The organism is Kitasatospora sp. NPDC059747 (assembly GCF_042732955.1).
Classification (GTDB): Bacteria; Actinomycetota; Actinomycetes; order Streptomycetales; family Streptomycetaceae; genus Kitasatospora.
Genome location: NZ_JBHWGV010000159.1, coordinates 1 through 17,699, shown reverse-complemented (window position 1 = coordinate 17,699; position 17,699 = coordinate 1). Strand labels below are relative to the sequence as shown.

The following is a 17,699-nucleotide window of genomic DNA, read 5'->3' as shown; positions in this document are numbered from 1 at the left end:
GCCCCGCCGTCGACAGCGGCCACGGCACCCCGGTGGCCGGCGGGCCGCGGGCGCACGAACAGTACCGCTGGGTGCCGGGGCCCGGCGGCGGGGGGGGGCCCGCGGGGTGCGGGGACCGCCGCCGGCGCCGGCGCCAGTCTGCCGGCGCTGTTCACCGTGCTCATTCCCCGGCCGGGGAGGTCAGGGCCGACACCGCCGCCACCGCCGCGAGACCGTCCTCGTACCCGAGCACGGCGGCCACGCCGCGCACGTCGGGGTCGAACGGGTCGGCGCCGAAGCCGGCCCGCGCGCGCTCGGACGGCTCCAGGAAGACGGCCCGGTCCAGCACCTTCCGGCGCTCCGGCGTCACGTAGCCGGGCAGCTCGGGCTGCGGGCGCAGGACGAGCACGCGGTCGGCGTGGGCGGCGAGTTCGGCGTTCGTGAGGGAGTAGGTGCCGCCGTCGACGTAGTCCGCGCCGTCGATCGTGGCCACCGGCCACAGGCCCGGCACGGCGCAGCTGGCGGTGAGCGCGTCCACCAGGCCGACGCCCGAGTCCGCGGTGAAGACGGCGGGCTCGCCGTCGGCGCGCACGGCGGTGACCGAGAGCCGGGCCTCGGGCCAGGCGTCCCGCTGGAGGCGGCCGGCGATGGCCGCGCGGCGGCGGGCCGGGTCGGTGCCGGAGCGCTCGCGGGACAGCGCGGCGAGCCGCTCGGTCTTGACGGCCAGGGACTCGTCGGCGCCGTGGACGGCGAGGACGTCCGGCAGGATCTCGGCGAGGGAGACGGCCGGGGCGAGTTCGGCGTTGCGGCGGGACTTGCGGACCGTGCGGTCGAACTCGGCGGCGGCGCCGGAGTGCAGCACGGCGGCGGCGACGGCGGCGCCGGCCGACGTGCCGACCACGTGGCCGACGGCGTCGAGCCGGAGCGCCCCGGCCTCCTCCAGCGCGGCCAGGACGCCGATGGTCCAGCCGATGCCGGCGAGTCCGCCGCCGCCGAGGACCACGGCGGTCGATTCCTGCGACATGAACTTCCTCCTGTTGGTACGGGTGGTGCCCGGTGCGATGTGGTGGTGGGGGCTGTGGGGGGCGGTCGGGGCCGTGGGGGTCGTGGGGGTCGTGGGGGCGGTAGGGGCTGTGGGGGGGGGGGGGGGGCGCCCGCCCGCCGGGGGGGGGGGGGGGGGGGGGGGCCCCCGCCCCGGGGGGGGGGGGGGGCGGGGCGCGCTGGGGCGCCCCCCACCCGGCGCCGGGGTGGGGGCCCGGGGGCCGGCCCCCGTCCCGGCCGGGGGATGGCGGGACGGTCGCGGGCACGGCGCTCAGCGCGCGTGCACGGGTTCGGCGGGCGCCGCGGTGTCCGTGGGGACGCCGGTGGGGGCGGGCACGCCGGCGGGGGCCTGGCGCGGCCTCGCGTTGCGGCGACGCCAACGCTGGTCGAGGGGTTTCTCGACGAGCTGGTACGACAGGTAGGTGGCGGCGATGGTCAGCGCCACGATCCCGGCGTACACGATCGGCGCCTCGACCCCGCTGTAGCCGTGGCCCGAGCGGTGCAGGTACCACATCCACAGCAGCGGCCACTGGTACATGTAGACGCCGAAGGTGAAGCGGCCGAAGCGGGCGACCGCGGGCGCGGGCCGGTCCGCCGGGCGGCGCAGGTCGCCGGCGCCGACGGCGCCGATCAGCAGCACGATGCCGGTGATGCCGACCGCGCTGGTGGCGAAGATGAAGTGCGCGTGCTCCGTCGCCACGTAGACCTCCGGTGCCAGGACCACCAGGGCGGTCCAGCGCGGGATCCGGGGCCAGGCGCCGCGCTTGAGCAGCAGGGCGATCAGCATGCCGAGGACGGACTCGACCATGCGCGCGGCCGGGCAGACGTAGACCAGCCAGAACTTCCACTCCGAGATGTCCTCGGGCACGCCGTGGTAGTTCATCCCGGGGCTCTGGAACGTGGCGCCGTCGGGGAGCAGCGACAGGACGAACGGCAGCGCGACGACCACCGCGGTGAGCACGACCGTCAGGATGCGCAGGGCCTTGGTGGAGCGCTGGACCAGCCCCCGGTACAGGAACGGGAAGACCAGGTAGAAGCAGATCTCCACGGACAGCGTCCAGGCCGGGTTGTTCACCGCGAAGTACACGGTGTGGTCCGGCACCCACGCCTGCACGAGGAACAGGTTGGCCAGGACGGTGCCGAGCGGGAACGCCGTCGCGGCGAAGAGGGCCGCGCAGATCACCCAGGCGACCAGGTGGACGGGGATCACCTTGACCACGCGCCGGGACATGAACCGCCGCCAGTCCAGCGACGTGCCGCGCGAGGTCCAGGTCAGCACGAAGCCGCTGAGCACGATGAAGAACGACACCGAGGTGTAGCCGACCTTGCTCAGGGCCCCGTACACGTGCGACTGGAGCACCTGGTCGGCGAAGAGGCCGACGCCGACGACGTGCGAGGTGAGGATGAAGAAGGAGGCGGGCAGCCGGGCCAGCGACAGTCCGGGCAGGTTACCGCCGCGGCCCGTGCCGACCGGCTGGGCGGTACCGACCGGCCGGGCGGTGCTCACGAGGACACCCCCGCCTCGGCCTCGGCCCCGGCCCGCTGCGCCGGCACGGCCGGTGCCGCGGGCGCGGGCTCCGTCGGGACCGCGGCCTTCGGCCGGGCCGTGGCCCAGTACTTCATGGTCGGCAGCTCGACCAGCCGGTACAGCAGCCAGCCCGCGAGGATCGTCGCCGCGAAGGTGCCGAGGATCAGGGCGATCGCGGGCAGCGGCGCGTAGTGGGCGCCGTGCTGGATCTTGGTGCGCAGCGTGTACATCAGCACGTGCTGCGTCATGTAGAAGCCGAACGACACCTCGCCCAGCCACACCATCGTGCGCGTGGCCGTCCAGGTGCGGTGCCCGTCGAGGTCACGGCGGACGGCGGAGGCGACGATCAGCAGCAGCGGCACGAACGTGAACGGGATGAACGAGAAGGTGAACGGCACCACTTCGGCGACGACGTAGCCGACGAGCAGCGCGCCCCACGCGACGGCCGGCCGGATCACCGGCAGCCGGCCCTCGGCGATCACACGGGCCAGCAGCATGCCGGAGAGGAACTCGGCGAGCCGGGGCAGCGGGAAGTTGTAGCCGAACCAGAACTGGACGGTGGAGATCGGCATGCCGTCGGTGTGCGGCGAGTTCGGCAGCACGGTGGCGACGGCGGCGATCAGGAAGGTCCAGGCGACGCAGCCGGCCAGGGCGAGCGTCAGCCGCTCGCGGGGTATGCGGCGCACCAGCGGCGCGATCAGCGGGAACAGCGCGTAGAACATCAGCTCGCAGCAGAGTGACCAGCTGGGGACGTTGACGGCGAGGAAGATGTTGTGGACCGGGAACCAGGAGTTCACGAGGAACAGGTTCGGCAGGTAGTCCCAGGGGCTGGTGGCGGCCGCCCCCGCGAACAGGACCATGGCGAGCGCCCAGGTCACGACGTGGGACGGGAACAGCTTGACCACGCGCTTGCGGAAGAAGTGCAGGTAGCCGCGGCTGTCGGAGCTCCGCCACATCAGCAGGAACCCGCTGAGGACGAAGAAGAAGGACACGCCGACCCAGCCGGCCTTCCAGAAGATCGTTTTGTAGGTCTCGGCCCAGTTCTGGTCTCTGAACGGGTTCATCGGGATGAACGTGAGCGAGAGGTGGAAGAAGAAGACGGGCGCGGCCGCTATGAAGCGCAGACCCGTCAGGGACGGCAGCGGGGCGCGGTGGTCGTGGCTAGGCCTGGAAATGGGACGCCTCCTTGATGCGGTCGACTGGGGAAGGGGCCGGTCGCACGTGCCGCAGCCCGTAGAGGACGAAGCCGCCCACGGCGAGGCCGACGGCGGCCAGTGGTACGTCGTGCACGTCGTGGAAGTGGGTGATGACCCGGCCGCCGGCGAACGAGCCCAGGGCCGCGCCGACGCCGAAGGCCGACATGTTGGTCGCCAGGGACAGGCTCGGGGCGGCCGCGGCGAGGTCCAGGACGTCGCTCTGCAGGATCGGGATGAGCGAGAAGGTGGCGAGGGCGAAGAGCACCCCGCCGATGGGGAAGGTGAGGGTGCTGCGCTGGAGCGGCTGGAAGGCCGCGCAGCCGGCGATGAACGCGGCCGCCGTGAGCAGCGCCGGCCCGCGGCCCCGGCCGGCGAGCCGGCCGCCGATCGAGTTGCCGAAGATGCTCGCGACGCCGTAGGCCACCAGCAGCACGGGGACGGCCGCCTCGGCGTAGCCGGCCGCGACGGCGCTCGGCTCGAAGTAGGTGATGATCGTGAACATCGCCGCCGAGAACAGCGCGGTGGCGCCGACGGTCAGCGCGACGTCGAGGTTCAGCAGCGCCGAGATCTCCTGCCGGGCGTCCGGCTCCGGAGTGCCGATGTCCAGGTGGGCGGTCGCCTTGTGCACGCCCCACGTGGCGACCGCGGGGTCGACCGAGATCACCGCGAACGGTGTGCGCCAGCCGCCGATCTGGGCCAGCGCGGCCCCGGCCGGGATGCCGAGCACGGTGGCCAGGTTCACCCCGAACTGGATGGCCGTGACGGCCTTGCTGGAGCGCTCCACCGGTAGCAGGCGCTGCGTCAGCACGATCGCGGTGGCGAGGTACGCACCATGGACGCTCGCGGTCACCACCCGCCCCAGCAGCACCAGGGAGAAGTCGGCGGCGGTCGCGATGACGACGTTGCCGAGGGCGAACACCGCGAGCAGCCAGGTGGCCAGCCGCACCTTCGAGACCCCCGCCGTGAGCACGGCGACGACAGGCCCGGCGATCGCGACGGTCGCGGCGTAGACGGTCACGAGCAGCCCCGCCGTCGTCACGTCGACGCGCAACGCAGCCCCGACCTGGGACAGCATCCCGCCGGGCAGCAGCTCGGAGGTGCCGATGCAGCAGATGCCTGCCACCAGCGGAACGGTTCTGCGGGTCACGTGGGAGTCCTCTCAGGAGCCATGAGGAGACTATAGAAACCGAGCTGCCAATATACAAGACAGATTCCTGCGGAGGCGGCGCCGAGCTTGCAGTGAATACGCACCGTCCAGTCAGCCGGCGGCATGCGGGGACTGTGCGGGATGACCGTGCGAAGGGAAGGAAGACGCGGCAGACTACGGCCGTGATCCGGGCCGGGTCGGCAGGCCCGGGGCGTCGACTATCGGCCAATCGACCTTACGTACGCAGTTTCCCTGATGTGCGAACACGTGTGTCGACCGGAGAGTTGGGGGCGAGGAGAAACGAGGGCTCCCCATTCCCACCGTTTGCGAGGTATCGATGCGCTATGAACTGCTCGGGCCGCTCCGCGTGTCCGACGGTACGACGAGCTTTTCCATGAGCGCGCCGAAGATGGAGCTGACCCTGGCCACCCTGCTCGTGGGGGCGGGCCGGATCACCACGAAGGAGCAGTTGATCCAGGAGCTGTGGGGCTCCGGTCCGCCGCGGCGCGCGTCGGCCGCGGTCCACGTGTACCTCTCCCAGCTGCGCAAGTTCCTCGCCGCCGCCGGGGACACCGAAGGGGCCGCGATCACCACCAAGCCGTCCGGGTACCTCCTGCGACTGGACGGCGCCCAGTACGACGTGGCCGAATTCCAGACGGCGATGCGCAGCGGTCGCGCGTGGCAGCACGCCGGGGAGTACGAGGCGGCGCTCGACGACTTCGAACGCGCGCTGTCGCTCGTCCGGGGGCCGGTGCTGGACGGCGGCGCGGAGGGGCCGGTACTGGCTTCCTTCGCCGCCTGGGTGGAGGAGGAACGGCTGGAGTGCCTGGAGCTGTCGATCGAGGCCCGGACCGCACTCGGCCGCCACCGGGAAGTGACCGGGCTGCTCAACACCCTGATCGCGCAGTACCCGTTGCGCGAGTCCTTCTACCGCCAGCTGATGCTCGTGCTCTACCGGGCCGACCGGCAGGCGGAGGCCCTGCAGGTGTACCGCTCGGCCCAGCAGGTGCTCAGGTCCGAGCTCGGGCTGGAGCCGTGCCGCTCACTGCGCCGGCTGCACCAGGCGATCCTGACCTCCGACCAGCTCCTGGACCTTCCGCTGGCGAGCTGATCCGGCCTCCGGGCGGGTGGTGGCGGCGGGGCGCCCGTCCCGTCACCACCACCCACCCGGGTCAGCCGGCCAGCGTCATCAGCCGGACCAGGGCCACCCGGGAGGCGATCCCCAACTTGCTGTAGATGCGGGTCAGATGGACGTCGACGGTGCGCGGGCTGACCCGCAGCTGCTCCGCGATGTCCTTCGTCTTCAGCCCCTGGCCGGCGAGGTCCGCCACCTCCCGTTCGCGGATGGTGAGTTCGGCGAGCGCCCCCTCCGGCCCGCGGTCGGCGGTGCGCAGCGCGGCCCGGGCCAGTTCCCTGGCCCGGACGCCGGCGGAGCTCTCGGCGCCGAGGAGCTCCTGCGCCTCCTGGTAGCGCTGCGCGGCCTCGACGGGCTGGTGCCTGCTCATCAGGACGTGGCCGCTGGCCAGCAGCGCGTGCCCGCTCTGCTCGGCGATGCCGACCACGGCGGCGGCGTCCGCGGCGTGGTCGGCCCACTGCTCGATGCTCGCCTCGTCCATCCCGGTCCGCAGTGCCGCCGCGGCGAGCAGTTCGTACCCGCGGGCGGCCAGCACCCCGACCGGTTCGGCCACCCGCCACGCCTCGCGTTCGGGCAGCAGGAGCGCCAGCGCCGACTCGGCGTCGCCGGAGACCAGGGCGGCCTCCGCCCGCAGCAGGGCGTTGAGGGGGGTCCTGGGGGCCTTGCTCAGCACGCCGCTGGCGACGAGGAACGAGCCGCGGCCGAGCTGAGCGGAGGCGGCCGCGATGGTCGCGTCCAGCAGCGCGGCGTGGTCGAGGCGCCCGAGGGTGAGGGCCATGACACGCCCCTCCTCGGCGGCGTCCAGGGCGTCCGCCATCCGGCCGGACTGGTAGTTGACGTACCCCAGGGTGGCGAGCAGCGGCAGCGTCAGGTGGACGTCGCCGCGCTCCCGGACGGCCGTCAGCGCCCGGTCGATGTGGGCGTGCGCGGTGCCGTAACGGCCCATCAGCGCCTCCGCCCAGCCGAGGACGAGCAGGTGGACGGCCTGCCGGTGGTTCGGCCGGCCGCCGTTCGCGGTGGTGTCGAGCACCCGGGACCCGGCGTCGAACGCCTGCTTCGCGGCGCACACGTCGCCCTCCAGGACCGCGCACAGGCCGCTCAGCACCAGTGCTCCGGCCGGCGACACCCCGTCCGTCCGCTGCACCTCGCGCACCAGCGCCTCGATGTCGGGACGGGCGGGCAGCTTGCCCGCCAGGACCTTCGCCAGGTGCTGCTGCTCACGGAGCAGTACGCCGACGGCCGGGTCCGCCTGGTCTGCGGTGGAGAGTTCGACGATCAGGAGGGTCTGCACCGCCTCGTCCTGGCCGAGCGAGGCCAGGACGGTCGTCAGGAAGGCGACCTCGGCGGAGCGCGGTCCGGCGGCCAGGCGCCGGACCGGCCCGGACAGGATCGCGCCGGCCAGTGACCTGATCCGCTCGGCGTCCCCCTGCGCCGCGAGCGCCCGGACCACGGCCCGCCACAGCTCCGGTCGCACCGGCGAGGCGTCCGGCGACTCGTCGGCCGGCCGCGGCAGGCGCATCGCGGCGGTCAGCCAGTGGGCGGCCCGCGAGGGCTCGCCGAGGTGCAGGGCGGTGCGCGCGGCGGAGGCGAGCACCCGGGCGTCCGAGGCGCGGGCCAGCGAACCCGACCGCTCGATGTGCGGGGCGAGTTCGGTGGCCGGGGCGTCGAGTCGAGTGAGCCGGGCCAGTGCGCGCCGGTGGGCGCCGGCCCGCCAGCACGCGTCCATGGCGGCGTTCAGGCAGCGGCCGAGCAGCGGGTGGCGCAGGGTCACCAGGTCCGGCCCGGTGGCGCGGAGCAGGTCTCGCCCCTGCAGTTCCCCGAGGACCCGGCAGGCCTCGTCCTCGCCGATCTCGGCGACCTCGGCGACCGCGCTCATGCCGGACGCGTCCCCGAGCACCGCCGCCGCCTGCAGGGCCGCGCGGGCCGCTCCGTCGAGGGCCTCGGTCTCGGCCAGCAGCCGGGTGCCCAGGCCGTTGCGCGCCCAGTCCTCGCAGCCGCCGTCCGCCGGGGAGGCGGCGTCGGCCAGTGCCGTCAGGTACAGCGGGTTCCCCGCGCTGCGCTCGTGCAGGTCGGCGACCTCGGCCGGGCGCCTGGCGGGACCGAGCAGTTCGGCGCTCTGGGCGAAGGTCAGCGGGGCGAGCTCGATCGTCTCGACGGTGCCGAGTTCGGTGCCGTGCCGCAGGATGGAGCGCACGGCGACCGGGGCCTGCCGCGGCCGGTGCGCGACCACGAGCGCCATGCCGCCGTCCATGGGCCAGCGGACGAGCATGTTCAGCAGCGCGGCCGAGCCGGGGTCGGCCCAGTGGAAGTCGTCGACGATCAGCACCAGTCCTTCGGGCGCGGCGGCGAGGCAGTCCGCGATCAGTCGGCGCGCTTCGGTCAGGAGGCGGCCGCGGGAGGTGAAGTCGGCGTTCCCGGCCTCCTCGGACGAGGCGGTCGACGCGCCGGTCAGCGCCCGGGCCCTCGACTCGACCGGCCCGGCCCCGCCCCGCCAGGTGGCCAGCGCGTCGACGAACGGCTGGAACGGCATCCGGGCGTCGGCCTCGGAGCACCATCCCCGGAGCACCGCAAGGCCCCGGCCCCGCGCCTCCTGCGCCAGCGCGGTCAGCAGCCAGGTCTTCCCGCTGCCCGGATCCCCGGCCAATTCGACGATCGTGGACCGCCGTTCACGAATCGTCCGGACGTGGTCGAGCAGTCGGCCGAGTTCGGTGGTACGAACGGCCGCCCGAGCGGGCGGCGTTGTCATGACGGTAGTGGTCATCCCGAAATCCCTTCCCCCGTAAGCGACGGTGTGGCTCCGACGATGAAGAACGCGAACGGATCACCAACAACCACAACCAGCCTAAGAGTCCGATCCATGCCAACCGGCCCCGGAAAGAACCTCCCCAGTTAGTTCACAAATGGCACGACGGCTACCGCACCGGTGCTCCTCCCGACCCCGGACGGCCCCACGTGCACGTCACGCGGACTTAGCCGAGCTTTAGACGACCGGGCGAGTCTGGCGCCCGTCCGACCGACGACCCGCAGACCGAGGAGCCCATCCGTGCTCGAACTCCGGGACTTCCCCGACCACCGCGCAGTGTGGCGCCTGCCGCTCGGCGACCTGGCCGAGCTGGTGGTCGACCTCGCCACGGGCGAGCCGACGTTCCGTCAGATCGACCTGGTGCTCGCCGGGTCCGGACGCCACCTGCGGCTCCTGCGCGAGCACCGCCGCGCCTCGGCCGCCGCCGACGGGTTCGGCCCCGGCTGGTCGCTCTGCGCGGGCCCCGGGTTCGAGGTCGACGCCTCCGGCGATCCCGTGACGGTGACCGACGGCCTGAGCCGTACGGTCACCCTGCACCGGGACGGCGACGGCATGGTCGCCAAGGTCGTGGACCCGGCCGGCGGCCAGGCGGCGGCCTTCGCGTACGACGCCTCCGGCCGGATGGCCCGCCAGACGGGTGCCGACGGCCGCGTCACGGCCTACGGCTGGGACGACCGGGGCCGGCTGCTGTCGGTCACGGCCGGCGGGGAGACGGTCCGGCTCGGGTACGACGACCGGAACGCCGTCCTGGAGGTGGCCTGGGACGGCCCGGACGGCCAGGTCCGCACCGGGTTCGCCCGCTCTCCTGGGCGCACCGTCGTCACCGGCGCCACCGGCCTGCCGACCACCTACGAGTTCGACGACCAGGGACGGCCGACCTCGGTCACCGATCCGCTCGGGCACGTCACCCGACGGGAGTGGGACGCGGACGGCCGTCCGACGGCGGTCGTCGACGCCACCGGCGCCACGACCGCGTTCGAGCACGACGCGGCGGGCCGCCCGGTCGCCCTGCGGCTGCCCACCTCCGCCCGCTCCACCATCGCCTACGACGACGCCGCGCACCCCGGGCTCGCCACCGCCCTGCGCGACCCGGCCGGCAACGAACTGCTCCTGGAGTACGACGCGTCGGGGCACCTGGTCCGCAGTTGCGCCCCCGGCCGCGCGGCCGACCTGGACACCCGCGTCAACCATCCGGTGCACGGCCGGCCGACCGCGTTCACCGACGGCAACGGCCGGACCACCACCTTCGGTTACGACGGGCAGGGCAATCTGACCGACGTCACGCCGCCCGCGCCGCTCGGGCGGACGTCCTACCGCCACGACCGGCTGTCCAGGGTCGTCGGGGTCACCGACGGCGCCGGCCGGCGCACCGGCTACCGGCACGACCCGACCGGCCGGCTCGCCGAGGTCACCGACGAGGAGTCCGGCCGGGTCCTGCTCACCCTGGCCCACGACGCCTTCGGCCGCGTGGTCCGCAAGTCCTCCCCCGACTGGTCCTACGAGTTCCGCTGGGTCCGGACCGCGGCGGGCGGGCGGCTCGCCTCGGCCGTGCGCACCGAGGGCGCGGACACCGAGGAGGTGCGGGCCGGTCACGACGCCGAGGGCGCGCTGACCACGCTGACCACCGCCGGCGGCACGACGCGCTACGACTACGACCCGGCCGGACGGCCCGTCGCGGTCACCACCCCCGCCGGACGCACCGCCCGCCTCACCCACGACGCCGCGGGCCGCCTCACCGCCGTGGACTTCGGTGCGGGCCGCCAGGAGATCGGCTACGACGACGCCGGGCGCCGGACCGCCCTGACGGTCCGCGGACCCGCCGGGGACCTCCTGGTCGGCGCGGAGTACCGCTACGGAACCGCCGACGGTTCGGACGGCGACGTCCTGCTCTCCACAACCGTCGACGGCGAGACCGTCACCTTCGCCTACGACGGCCTCAAGCGCCTGGTGCGGGCCGGGGACACCGAGTTCGAGTACGACGGCGCGCACCACCTGGTCCGCCTCGGCGGCACCCGCTTCACCCTCAACACGGCGGGCCAGGTGGTCCTGCTGGGCGAGACCGGCTTCGCGTACGACGGCGCCGGCAACTTCACCGAGGAGACCAACCCCACCGGCTCCTTCACCTACAGCGCCACCAACCAGACCCTGACCGGCGTGTTCGGCGGGCAGCAGGTGGTGGACATCAGGTACGACGGACTCGGTCAGGAGCTGCCGCGGCGGATCACCGAGACCACCGTGGACGGACGCACCGTCACCCACGTCCTGACCCACACGCCGCTCGGGATCGCCCGTGCCACCGACGACGGGGTCCCGACCGACTTCGTCCGCACCCCCGACGGTGCGCTGCTCGCCGTGCTCACCGCCGACGGCCGCCACTACTGGGCCGTCACCGACCAGCAGGGCTCGGTGCTCGCGCTGCTGGACGAGGAGGGCCGGCTCGCCGCCCGCTACCGCTACACGCCGCACGGCGCGGTGACGGCGACCGGGGAGGCCGCCGCCGCCAACCCCTTCCGCTACCGCGGCGCGTACCAGCTGCTGCGCAGCGCCCACGTCCTCGACCACCACCTCTACAACGGGTTCTGGGGCCGCTTCACCCAGCCCGACCCGACCGGGCGGCAGTACGCGCCGTACACGTTCTCCGACAACGACCCGGTGAACAGCGGCACCTGGACCAGGCACGACTTCCGGGCGGTGCTGGTGCGCCCGTTCGAGCCGGCCGCCGGGTCGTTCTTCCCCCGGCCGGCACCGGCGGCACCGACCGACCGGCTGCTGACCGATCTCACCGGTCCCGGCGCCACCCCCGACGTCCCCCCGCTGATCACCGGGGCGCCGCCGGCGCGGTTCGCGGCGTACTGACCCACCCGGACCGCGCGGGCACCGCGCGCGTGCCGCACCCCCGATCCACCCCCTCCACCGCACTGAAAAGGAACGGACACATGGCCGAGCAGATCGTCCTCCGGGTTCCCCGGGAAATCGTGGTCAAGGTCGTCGACGACGTCGAGGTCTCGGACCCGCAGGTGGGCCAGACCGGCACCTTCGACGACGAACTCTTCGACGAGTCGGGCAAGCTCATCGGCACCTCCCACGGCTCCTTCCGGATCGAGTACGCGCGCCCCGGTGACGGCGGTCTGATGACGTACTACAGCGAGGACCTCACATTCGAGGACGGCACCGTCCACGCCGAGGGCTGGGCCGACTTCAACGACGTCCGCACCAGCGAGTGGGTCTTCTACCCGGCTGTCGGCACCGGCGGCCGCTACGAGGGCCTGACCGGGTTCCGCAAGTGGCGGATGACGGGTGTCCGGGCCTCGGCCGAGGCCCGGATCCTGCTGTCCGACTGACGCCAACACGCCGGCAACCGACGGGAGACCACACATGACCGGCCGGGACGTACACATCCTGTCCGCCGCAGCAGCCCTTCCCGGGCCCGCCCTGGACAACGCCACGCTGGCCCGGCGGTTCGGCATGGACCCGCTGTGGGAGCAGTGGGTCGACGCGTTCATCGGCACCCGGGCCCGCCACCTGGCGCTGGACCTGGAGACCGGGAAGCAGACCCGCACCCTGGCCTCGCTCGCCGAGGAGGCGGGGCGCCGCGCGCTGGCCGCCGCCGGCCTCGGCCCGGGCGACGTCGACGCGGTGGTGCTGGCCACGGCCACCCCCGACCAGCTGATGCCGGCCACCGTCAACGTCGTGGCCGACCGGCTCGGCATCGACGGCGTGCGCAGCTTCCAGCTGCAGTCCGGCTGTTCGGGAGCGGTGCAGGCGCTGGACGTCGCGCGGCAGATCCTGCTGAGCGGCAGCGGGCGCACCGTGCTGGTGCTGGGCGGTGACGTGATCGCCCGCTTCTACGACCTCGAAACGGACCTGCGCAAGGCGGCCCCGGCCGAGTTGGTGAACTTCGTGCTCTTCGGGGACGCGGCCGGTGCGGCGGTCCTGTCGACCGACCCGGCCCCGGGCTCGGCGGCGGTGCGGGCCCTGTTCACCCGGCTCGTCGGCCTGGGCCGTCCGCCCGGGGCCGTCCTCGAGTGGTTCGGCCCGGCCGACCGCCACAGCGACCGGCCCGCCGCGACCGAGGACTACAAGGCGATCGAGGAACACGTGCCGACGATGACCGGCGAGGTGCTGGACGAGTTGCTGACCGGCCTCGGCTGGCGCGGCGACGAGGTCGACCTGCTGCTGCCGCCCCAGCTCTCCGGCCGGATGACCAAGCTCATCAGCGGGCGGCTCGGACTCCCCCGCGCGCAGGACGTCTCCTGCGTGGACGACGCGGGCAACTGCGGCAACGCCATCGTCTTCCTCCAGCTGGAGCGCGCCCTCGCCGGGCCGCTCGGCCCCGGACGACGGGCCGTCGGCATCTCCATCGAATCCAGCAAGTGGCTCAAGGCGGGCTTCGCCCTGGAAGGGAACTGACGCCGTGACCGACGCACTGGCGGAGCTGCACCGGGAGGGCAGCCTGCCCGACCGCTACCCGGAGGTCCGGCGGCTGCTCGCCGGCCTGACGGACGACGAACTGGTCCGCGCCGGCCGGGTGCTGGCGAGGACCGACCCCGACGCGGTGCTCGCCGCGCACCCCGGCATCCCCGCGCCGGTCGTCGCCGTCACCGGTCACGGCACGCTCAACGCGCTGCTGCCCGCGCTCACCGCGCAGTTCGCCCGGCACGGCCTGCTGGCCCGGACCCGGCTGTCCGACTTCGACGGCTGGGTCTTCGACCTCGTCGACCCGTCGAGCGGCCTCTACGCGGCCCGCCCCTCCTTCGCACTGTGCGTGCTCGACCCCGCGACGGTGGTGGACGAACTGCCGTCGCCGTGGCGGGTCGAGGACGTGGCGCGGGTGCTGGAGGAGAAGCTCGCCCTGGTCGAGCGGGCCGCGCGGGTCTTCGCCGGCACCACCGAGGGGGCCACGCTCGTCCTCAACACCCTCCCGCTGCCGCGCGAGTTGACGGGCCAGCTGGTCGACCTCCGGGCCCGGGCCGGGCTCGGGGTGCTCTGGCGGGAGGCCAACGCCCGGCTGCTGCGCCTGTCCGAGGCCCACCCCGAGGTCGTCACCGTGGACCTCGACCCGCTGCTCGCCGAGGGTGTCGCCGCCCGGGACGTCCGGCAGAGCGTGTACGCGAAGGCACACCTGTCCGACGCCCTGCTCGCCGCGTACGCGCGGGAGGTCGGCCACCTCGCCCGGCAGGCGTCGGGTGGCGTGAAGAAGGTCCTCGCGCTGGACCTGGACGACACCGTGTGGGGCGGGGTGCTCGGCGAGGTCGGCCCCGAGGGCATCGAGACGGCCGGCGGCTACCGGGGTGAGGCGTTCGCCCGCTTCCAGCGGGTGGCCCGCCAGCTGAGCGCGCAGGGCGTCCTGCTGGCCGCGGTGAGCAAGAACGACCGCGAACCGGTGGAACGGACCCTGCGCGAACACCCCGACCTGGTCCTGCGCGAGGAGGACTTCGTGCAGATCCGGGCCGACTGGCGGCCCAAGCCCGAGAACCTCCGCGAACTGGCCCTCGCCCTCAACCTCTCCGTGGACAGCTTCGTCTTCGTCGACGACAGCGCCTTCGAGTGCGGCCTGGTCGAGCGGGAGCTGCCCACCGTCGCCGTGGTCCGGGTCGACGGCGACCCGGCGACCCACGTGACGCGGCTGCTGCACGACGGCTGGTTCGACGCGCGCCGGCTCACCGACGAGGACCTGGCGCGGCCCGCCCGCTATCGCGAGGACCGGGCCCGGCAGGACTTCCTGTCGACCTTCGACTCGCTCGACGGCTACCTGCGGGAGCTGGACATCTCGGTGGCCCTCGGCCCCGCGACGGCCGACCGGTTCGCCCGGGTCTCCCAGATCACCCTGCGCACCAACCAGTTCAACCTCACCACGCGGCGGCTGCAGCCCGCACAGGTGCGGGCGATGGCCGAGGACCCGGCCGCGCAGGTGCTCACCATCGCCTCCGCCGACCGCTTCGGCGACAACGGACTGGTGGGCGCCGTCCTGCTGCGGCGGGACGCGGACGTCCTGCACATCGAGAACTTCCTGCTCAGCTGCCGGGTGTTCAGCCGCGGCATCGAACAGGCCGTGCTCGGCGCCGTGCTGCGCCACGCGCGCGGCAGCGGCGCCGCCGAGGTGCGCGCCGACTACCGCCGCACCGCGAAGAACGGCAACGTCGCCGACTTCTATCCGCGGGCCGGCTTCGAGACCGTCACGGTCGACGACGACTCGGCCGCCTTCCGGCACCTGCTGGAGCCGCTGCCCGAGCCCGTCGGGCACATCCGACTGACCGCGAACTTCGAAGGGGACACCCCGTGAGGACCATCGACGACTTCGTCACGCTCCTGCGCGACGAACTCGCCCTGCCCGTCTCGGCCGAGGACCTCGGCCGGGACCTGGACACCGTCGAGGAGTGGGACTCGGTGCACCTGCTGGCGCTGTGCACGCTCCTGGAGCGCGAGACCGGCCGCTCGCTGCGGCTGTCCGAGGTGCTGGAGGCGCCCAGCCTGGAGGCCGTCTACCGGCTGGCGGTGGAGTCGTGACCGCCGAAGAGACCGAGGTCGGCGAGCCGCTGCCGCGCCAGCGCCGGCACACCCTGTTCTTCCTCGAAGTGATCCGCGACTTCGCGCCGGTCTTCCTGGACACCGAGGTGGACATGGGCCGGGTGCTGGCCCACCGCGCCGCGGCCCTCGACAGCACGGGCGTGCGGTACTCCACCACGGCCTACGTGCTGCGCGCGGCCGGACGGGTCCTGGCCGGGCACCCGGACGCCAACGCGGCCGTGGAGGGCGGACCGCAGCGGCTGCGCATCGCGCACTACCCGTTCGTCAACGGCAAACTGACCCTCGACCGGACCCTCGACGGCCGGCGGGTGGTGCTCGGCACCGTCGTACCGAACCTCCACGAGGCCGAACTCGACGACATCCAGGAGCACCTCGTCCGGGTCCGGGACGGCGACGCCGAGCAGCTGCCGGACTTCGAGGGCGTGCGGCAGCTGCACCGGGCGCCGTGGGCCGAGGGACGCGAGCGCTTCCGCGAGGCGGCGGGTTCGCTCGCGCTGCGCCCCCACCTCACCGGGACGTTCGCGGTGACCTCGCTGGGACACCGCGCGGTCGACTCCTTCCATTCGGTGGGCGGCACGACCACCACCTTCGGCGTCGGCCGGATCCTGGACCGGCCGGTGGTCCGCGACGGCCGGGTCACCGTGGCGCCGGTGCTGCGGCTCAGCCTGGCCTTCGACCACCGCGTGATCGACGGGGCCGAGGCCGCGGACGTACTGACCGAGGTCAAGGAGTCGCTGGAGAGCGTATGAACGACATCACCGAGCTGAAGAACTTCGTGGTCGCGCACACCCGTTCGCAGGGCCTGCCACCCGAGCACTACGACCCGCTGCTGGACCGCGTCCGGCACGACGGGAACGGCGGGCCCGGGTCCTGGGTCCACGAGTGGAGCACCGACGCGGCCCGGCTGGAGGCCGAAGGGAAGCTGCTCGAAGCCTGCGTGCACTACAACATGGCCCGGTTCCCGTACGTGGACGGTTCGGCGCGCCGGGAGGCCCTGAGCCGTTGCACCGACACGTTCGACCGGTGGCGCGCCGACTTCCCCGCCGTGCAGCGGCTGGACGTCGAGCTGCCCGAGGGCCGGATCCGCTGCTGGAGCGCCGGGCTCGACGCCGCGGACCCCAAGCCGCTGCTGGTGATGACCGGCGGCATCGTGTCCGTCAAGGAGCAGTGGGCGCCGGTGCTGCTCCAGCTCGGCGCCCTCGGGTTCGCCGGCGTGGTCACCGAGATGCCGGGCGTGGGCGAGAACACCCTGCCCTACCGCGCCGACAGCTGGCGGATGCTCCCCGCCGTGCTGGACGCCGTGGGGGACCGGGCGGACACCTCACGGACGTACGCGCTGGCGCTGAGCTTCAGCGGCCACGGCGCTCTGCGGGCCGCCCTGCACGACTCCCGGATCAGAGGGGTGGTGGGCGCGGGCGCCCCGGTACACGACTTCTTCACCGACACCGCCTGGCAGCGGACGGTGCCGCGCGTCACCACCGACACCCTGGCGCACCTGATCGGCACCAAGCCCGACGAGGTGTACGGGGTGATCCGCGACTGGGCGCTGACGCCCGGCGAACTGGGCGCACTGCGCATCCCGGTGGCCCACGTCACCAGCCTGCGGGACGAGATCATCCCGCCCGCCGACGCCCGGCTGCTGCGGGAACACGTGCGCGGTGTGCGGCTGCTCGCCCACGACGACGTGCACGGCTCACCGGGCCACTTCGCGCAGACCCGGCTGTGGACCCTGCTGTCGGTGCTGCGCATGCGCGGCGGCCTGGGCGACCAGCGCGTCGCGCTGACCCGGGACTTCGCCCGGCTGCGGTACGGGAAGGGGCGGCGGCCGTGAACACGACGATCGACCTCGACGGCGGCACCCGGTGCCTGCGCAACGTGCTCGGCCGGTTCGCGACCGGCGTGGTCGCGGTGACCTCGGCCGACCCTGCCACCGGCCACCGCGCCGGGCTGGTCGCGAACTCCTTCTGCTCGGTGTCGCTGGAACCGGCGCTGGTCTCCTTCTGCGTCGCCCACACCAGCGCCAGCTGGCCGCTCATCCGGTCCGCGGAGCCGCTCGGCATCAGCATCCTCGGGGCGCAGCAGGCCGAGGCGGCGAACCGGCTCGCGGCGAGCGGGACGGACAAGTTCCAGGGCCTGCCGTGGACTTCCTCGCCGGGCGGCGCACCGATCCTCGACGGTGCGCTGGCGTGGCTGGAGTGCGCGGTCGAGGCGGAGCATCCCGCCGGGGGCCACCGGTTGGTGGTGGGCCGGGGGGTCCGGCGCGACGCGCGCGCCGACGGCGCTCCGCGGCTGTGTGTGTTAAACAAAAGAAGCGGCCGACGAAAATTATAGTTTATATATAG

At 73.7% G+C, this 17,699-nt stretch carries 14 protein-coding genes; 9 read left to right on the top strand and 5 right to left on the bottom strand.

The window, feature by feature from the left end:
- Positions 1–160: 160 nt before the first annotated feature.
- From ACFV4G_RS39385 to ACFV4G_RS39370, 4 genes are all read right to left on the bottom strand, one after another.
- Complete coding sequence (locus tag ACFV4G_RS39385; RefSeq protein ID WP_380447696.1) at positions 161–1,003, bottom strand: patatin-like phospholipase family protein; 843 nt, start codon at positions 1,001–1,003, stop codon at positions 161–163.
- 288 nt (positions 1,004–1,291) lie between these two features.
- The gene (locus ACFV4G_RS39380; RefSeq protein WP_380447694.1) at positions 1,292–2,527 is read right to left on the bottom strand and encodes an acyltransferase family protein; all 1,236 of its coding nucleotides are present in this window, start codon (positions 2,525–2,527) and stop codon (positions 1,292–1,294) included.
- Complete coding sequence (locus ACFV4G_RS39375; RefSeq protein WP_380447698.1) at positions 2,524–3,672, bottom strand: acyltransferase family protein; 1,149 nt, start codon at positions 3,670–3,672, stop codon at positions 2,524–2,526. The genes ACFV4G_RS39380 and ACFV4G_RS39375 overlap by 4 nt, the downstream gene beginning before the upstream one ends.
- A gap of 37 nt (positions 3,673–3,709) precedes the next feature.
- Positions 3,710–4,891 (bottom strand): MFS transporter, encoded by a 1,182-nt coding sequence (locus tag ACFV4G_RS39370; RefSeq protein WP_380447692.1) that lies wholly within the window; start codon positions 4,889–4,891, stop codon positions 3,710–3,712.
- A 394-nt stretch (positions 4,892–5,285) separates the two neighbouring features.
- Between ACFV4G_RS39370 and ACFV4G_RS39365 the strand changes: the two genes are divergently transcribed.
- Complete coding sequence (locus ACFV4G_RS39365; RefSeq protein ID WP_380447690.1) at positions 5,286–6,002, top strand: BTAD domain-containing putative transcriptional regulator; 717 nt, start codon at positions 5,286–5,288, stop codon at positions 6,000–6,002.
- 61 nt (positions 6,003–6,063) lie between these two features.
- Here ACFV4G_RS39365 and ACFV4G_RS39360 read toward each other — a convergent pair whose 3' ends face one another.
- On the bottom strand, positions 6,064–8,787 hold the full coding sequence (locus ACFV4G_RS39360) for an AAA family ATPase (RefSeq protein ID WP_380447688.1): 2,724 nt from the start codon (positions 8,785–8,787) through the stop codon (positions 6,064–6,066).
- 282 nt (positions 8,788–9,069) lie between these two features.
- Here ACFV4G_RS39360 and ACFV4G_RS39355 point away from each other — a divergent pair, with 282 nt between their 5' ends.
- The 8 genes from ACFV4G_RS39355 (at position 9,070) to ACFV4G_RS39320 (ending at position 17,688) form a co-directional block, all read left to right on the top strand.
- Positions 9,070–11,685 (top strand): DUF6531 domain-containing protein, encoded by a 2,616-nt coding sequence (locus ACFV4G_RS39355; RefSeq protein WP_380447686.1) that lies wholly within the window; start codon positions 9,070–9,072, stop codon positions 11,683–11,685.
- An 80-nt stretch (positions 11,686–11,765) separates the two neighbouring features.
- Entirely contained in the window at positions 11,766–12,170 is a 405-nt protein-coding gene (locus ACFV4G_RS39350) for a hypothetical protein (protein ID WP_380447684.1), read from the top strand.
- 34 nt (positions 12,171–12,204) lie between these two features.
- Entirely contained in the window at positions 12,205–13,239 is a 1,035-nt protein-coding gene (locus tag ACFV4G_RS39345; protein ID WP_380447682.1) for a 3-oxoacyl-ACP synthase III family protein, read from the top strand.
- Positions 13,240–13,243: 4 nt separating this feature from the next.
- Positions 13,244–15,112, top strand: a complete 1,869-nt coding sequence (locus ACFV4G_RS39340) for an HAD-IIIC family phosphatase (protein ID WP_380447680.1) — start codon at positions 13,244–13,246, stop codon at positions 15,110–15,112.
- Positions 15,109–15,336 (top strand): acyl carrier protein, encoded by a 228-nt coding sequence (locus ACFV4G_RS39335; protein ID WP_359973398.1) that lies wholly within the window; start codon positions 15,109–15,111, stop codon positions 15,334–15,336. The genes ACFV4G_RS39340 and ACFV4G_RS39335 overlap by 4 nt, the downstream gene beginning before the upstream one ends.
- On the top strand, positions 15,333–16,106 hold the full coding sequence (locus tag ACFV4G_RS39330; protein WP_380447678.1) for a 2-oxo acid dehydrogenase subunit E2: 774 nt from the start codon (positions 15,333–15,335) through the stop codon (positions 16,104–16,106). Before ACFV4G_RS39335 ends, ACFV4G_RS39330 begins: the two co-directional genes overlap by 4 nt.
- The gene (locus ACFV4G_RS39325; RefSeq protein ID WP_380447676.1) at positions 16,103–17,188 is read left to right on the top strand and encodes an alpha/beta hydrolase; all 1,086 of its coding nucleotides are present in this window, start codon (positions 16,103–16,105) and stop codon (positions 17,186–17,188) included. The genes ACFV4G_RS39330 and ACFV4G_RS39325 overlap by 4 nt, the downstream gene beginning before the upstream one ends.
- Positions 17,185–17,688 carry a flavin reductase family protein gene (locus ACFV4G_RS39320; protein WP_380447674.1) on the top strand — a complete coding sequence of 168 codons (504 nt, stop codon included), beginning with the start codon at positions 17,185–17,187 and terminating at the stop codon, positions 17,686–17,688. Before ACFV4G_RS39325 ends, ACFV4G_RS39320 begins: the two co-directional genes overlap by 4 nt.
- Positions 17,689–17,699 lie beyond the last annotated feature (11 nt).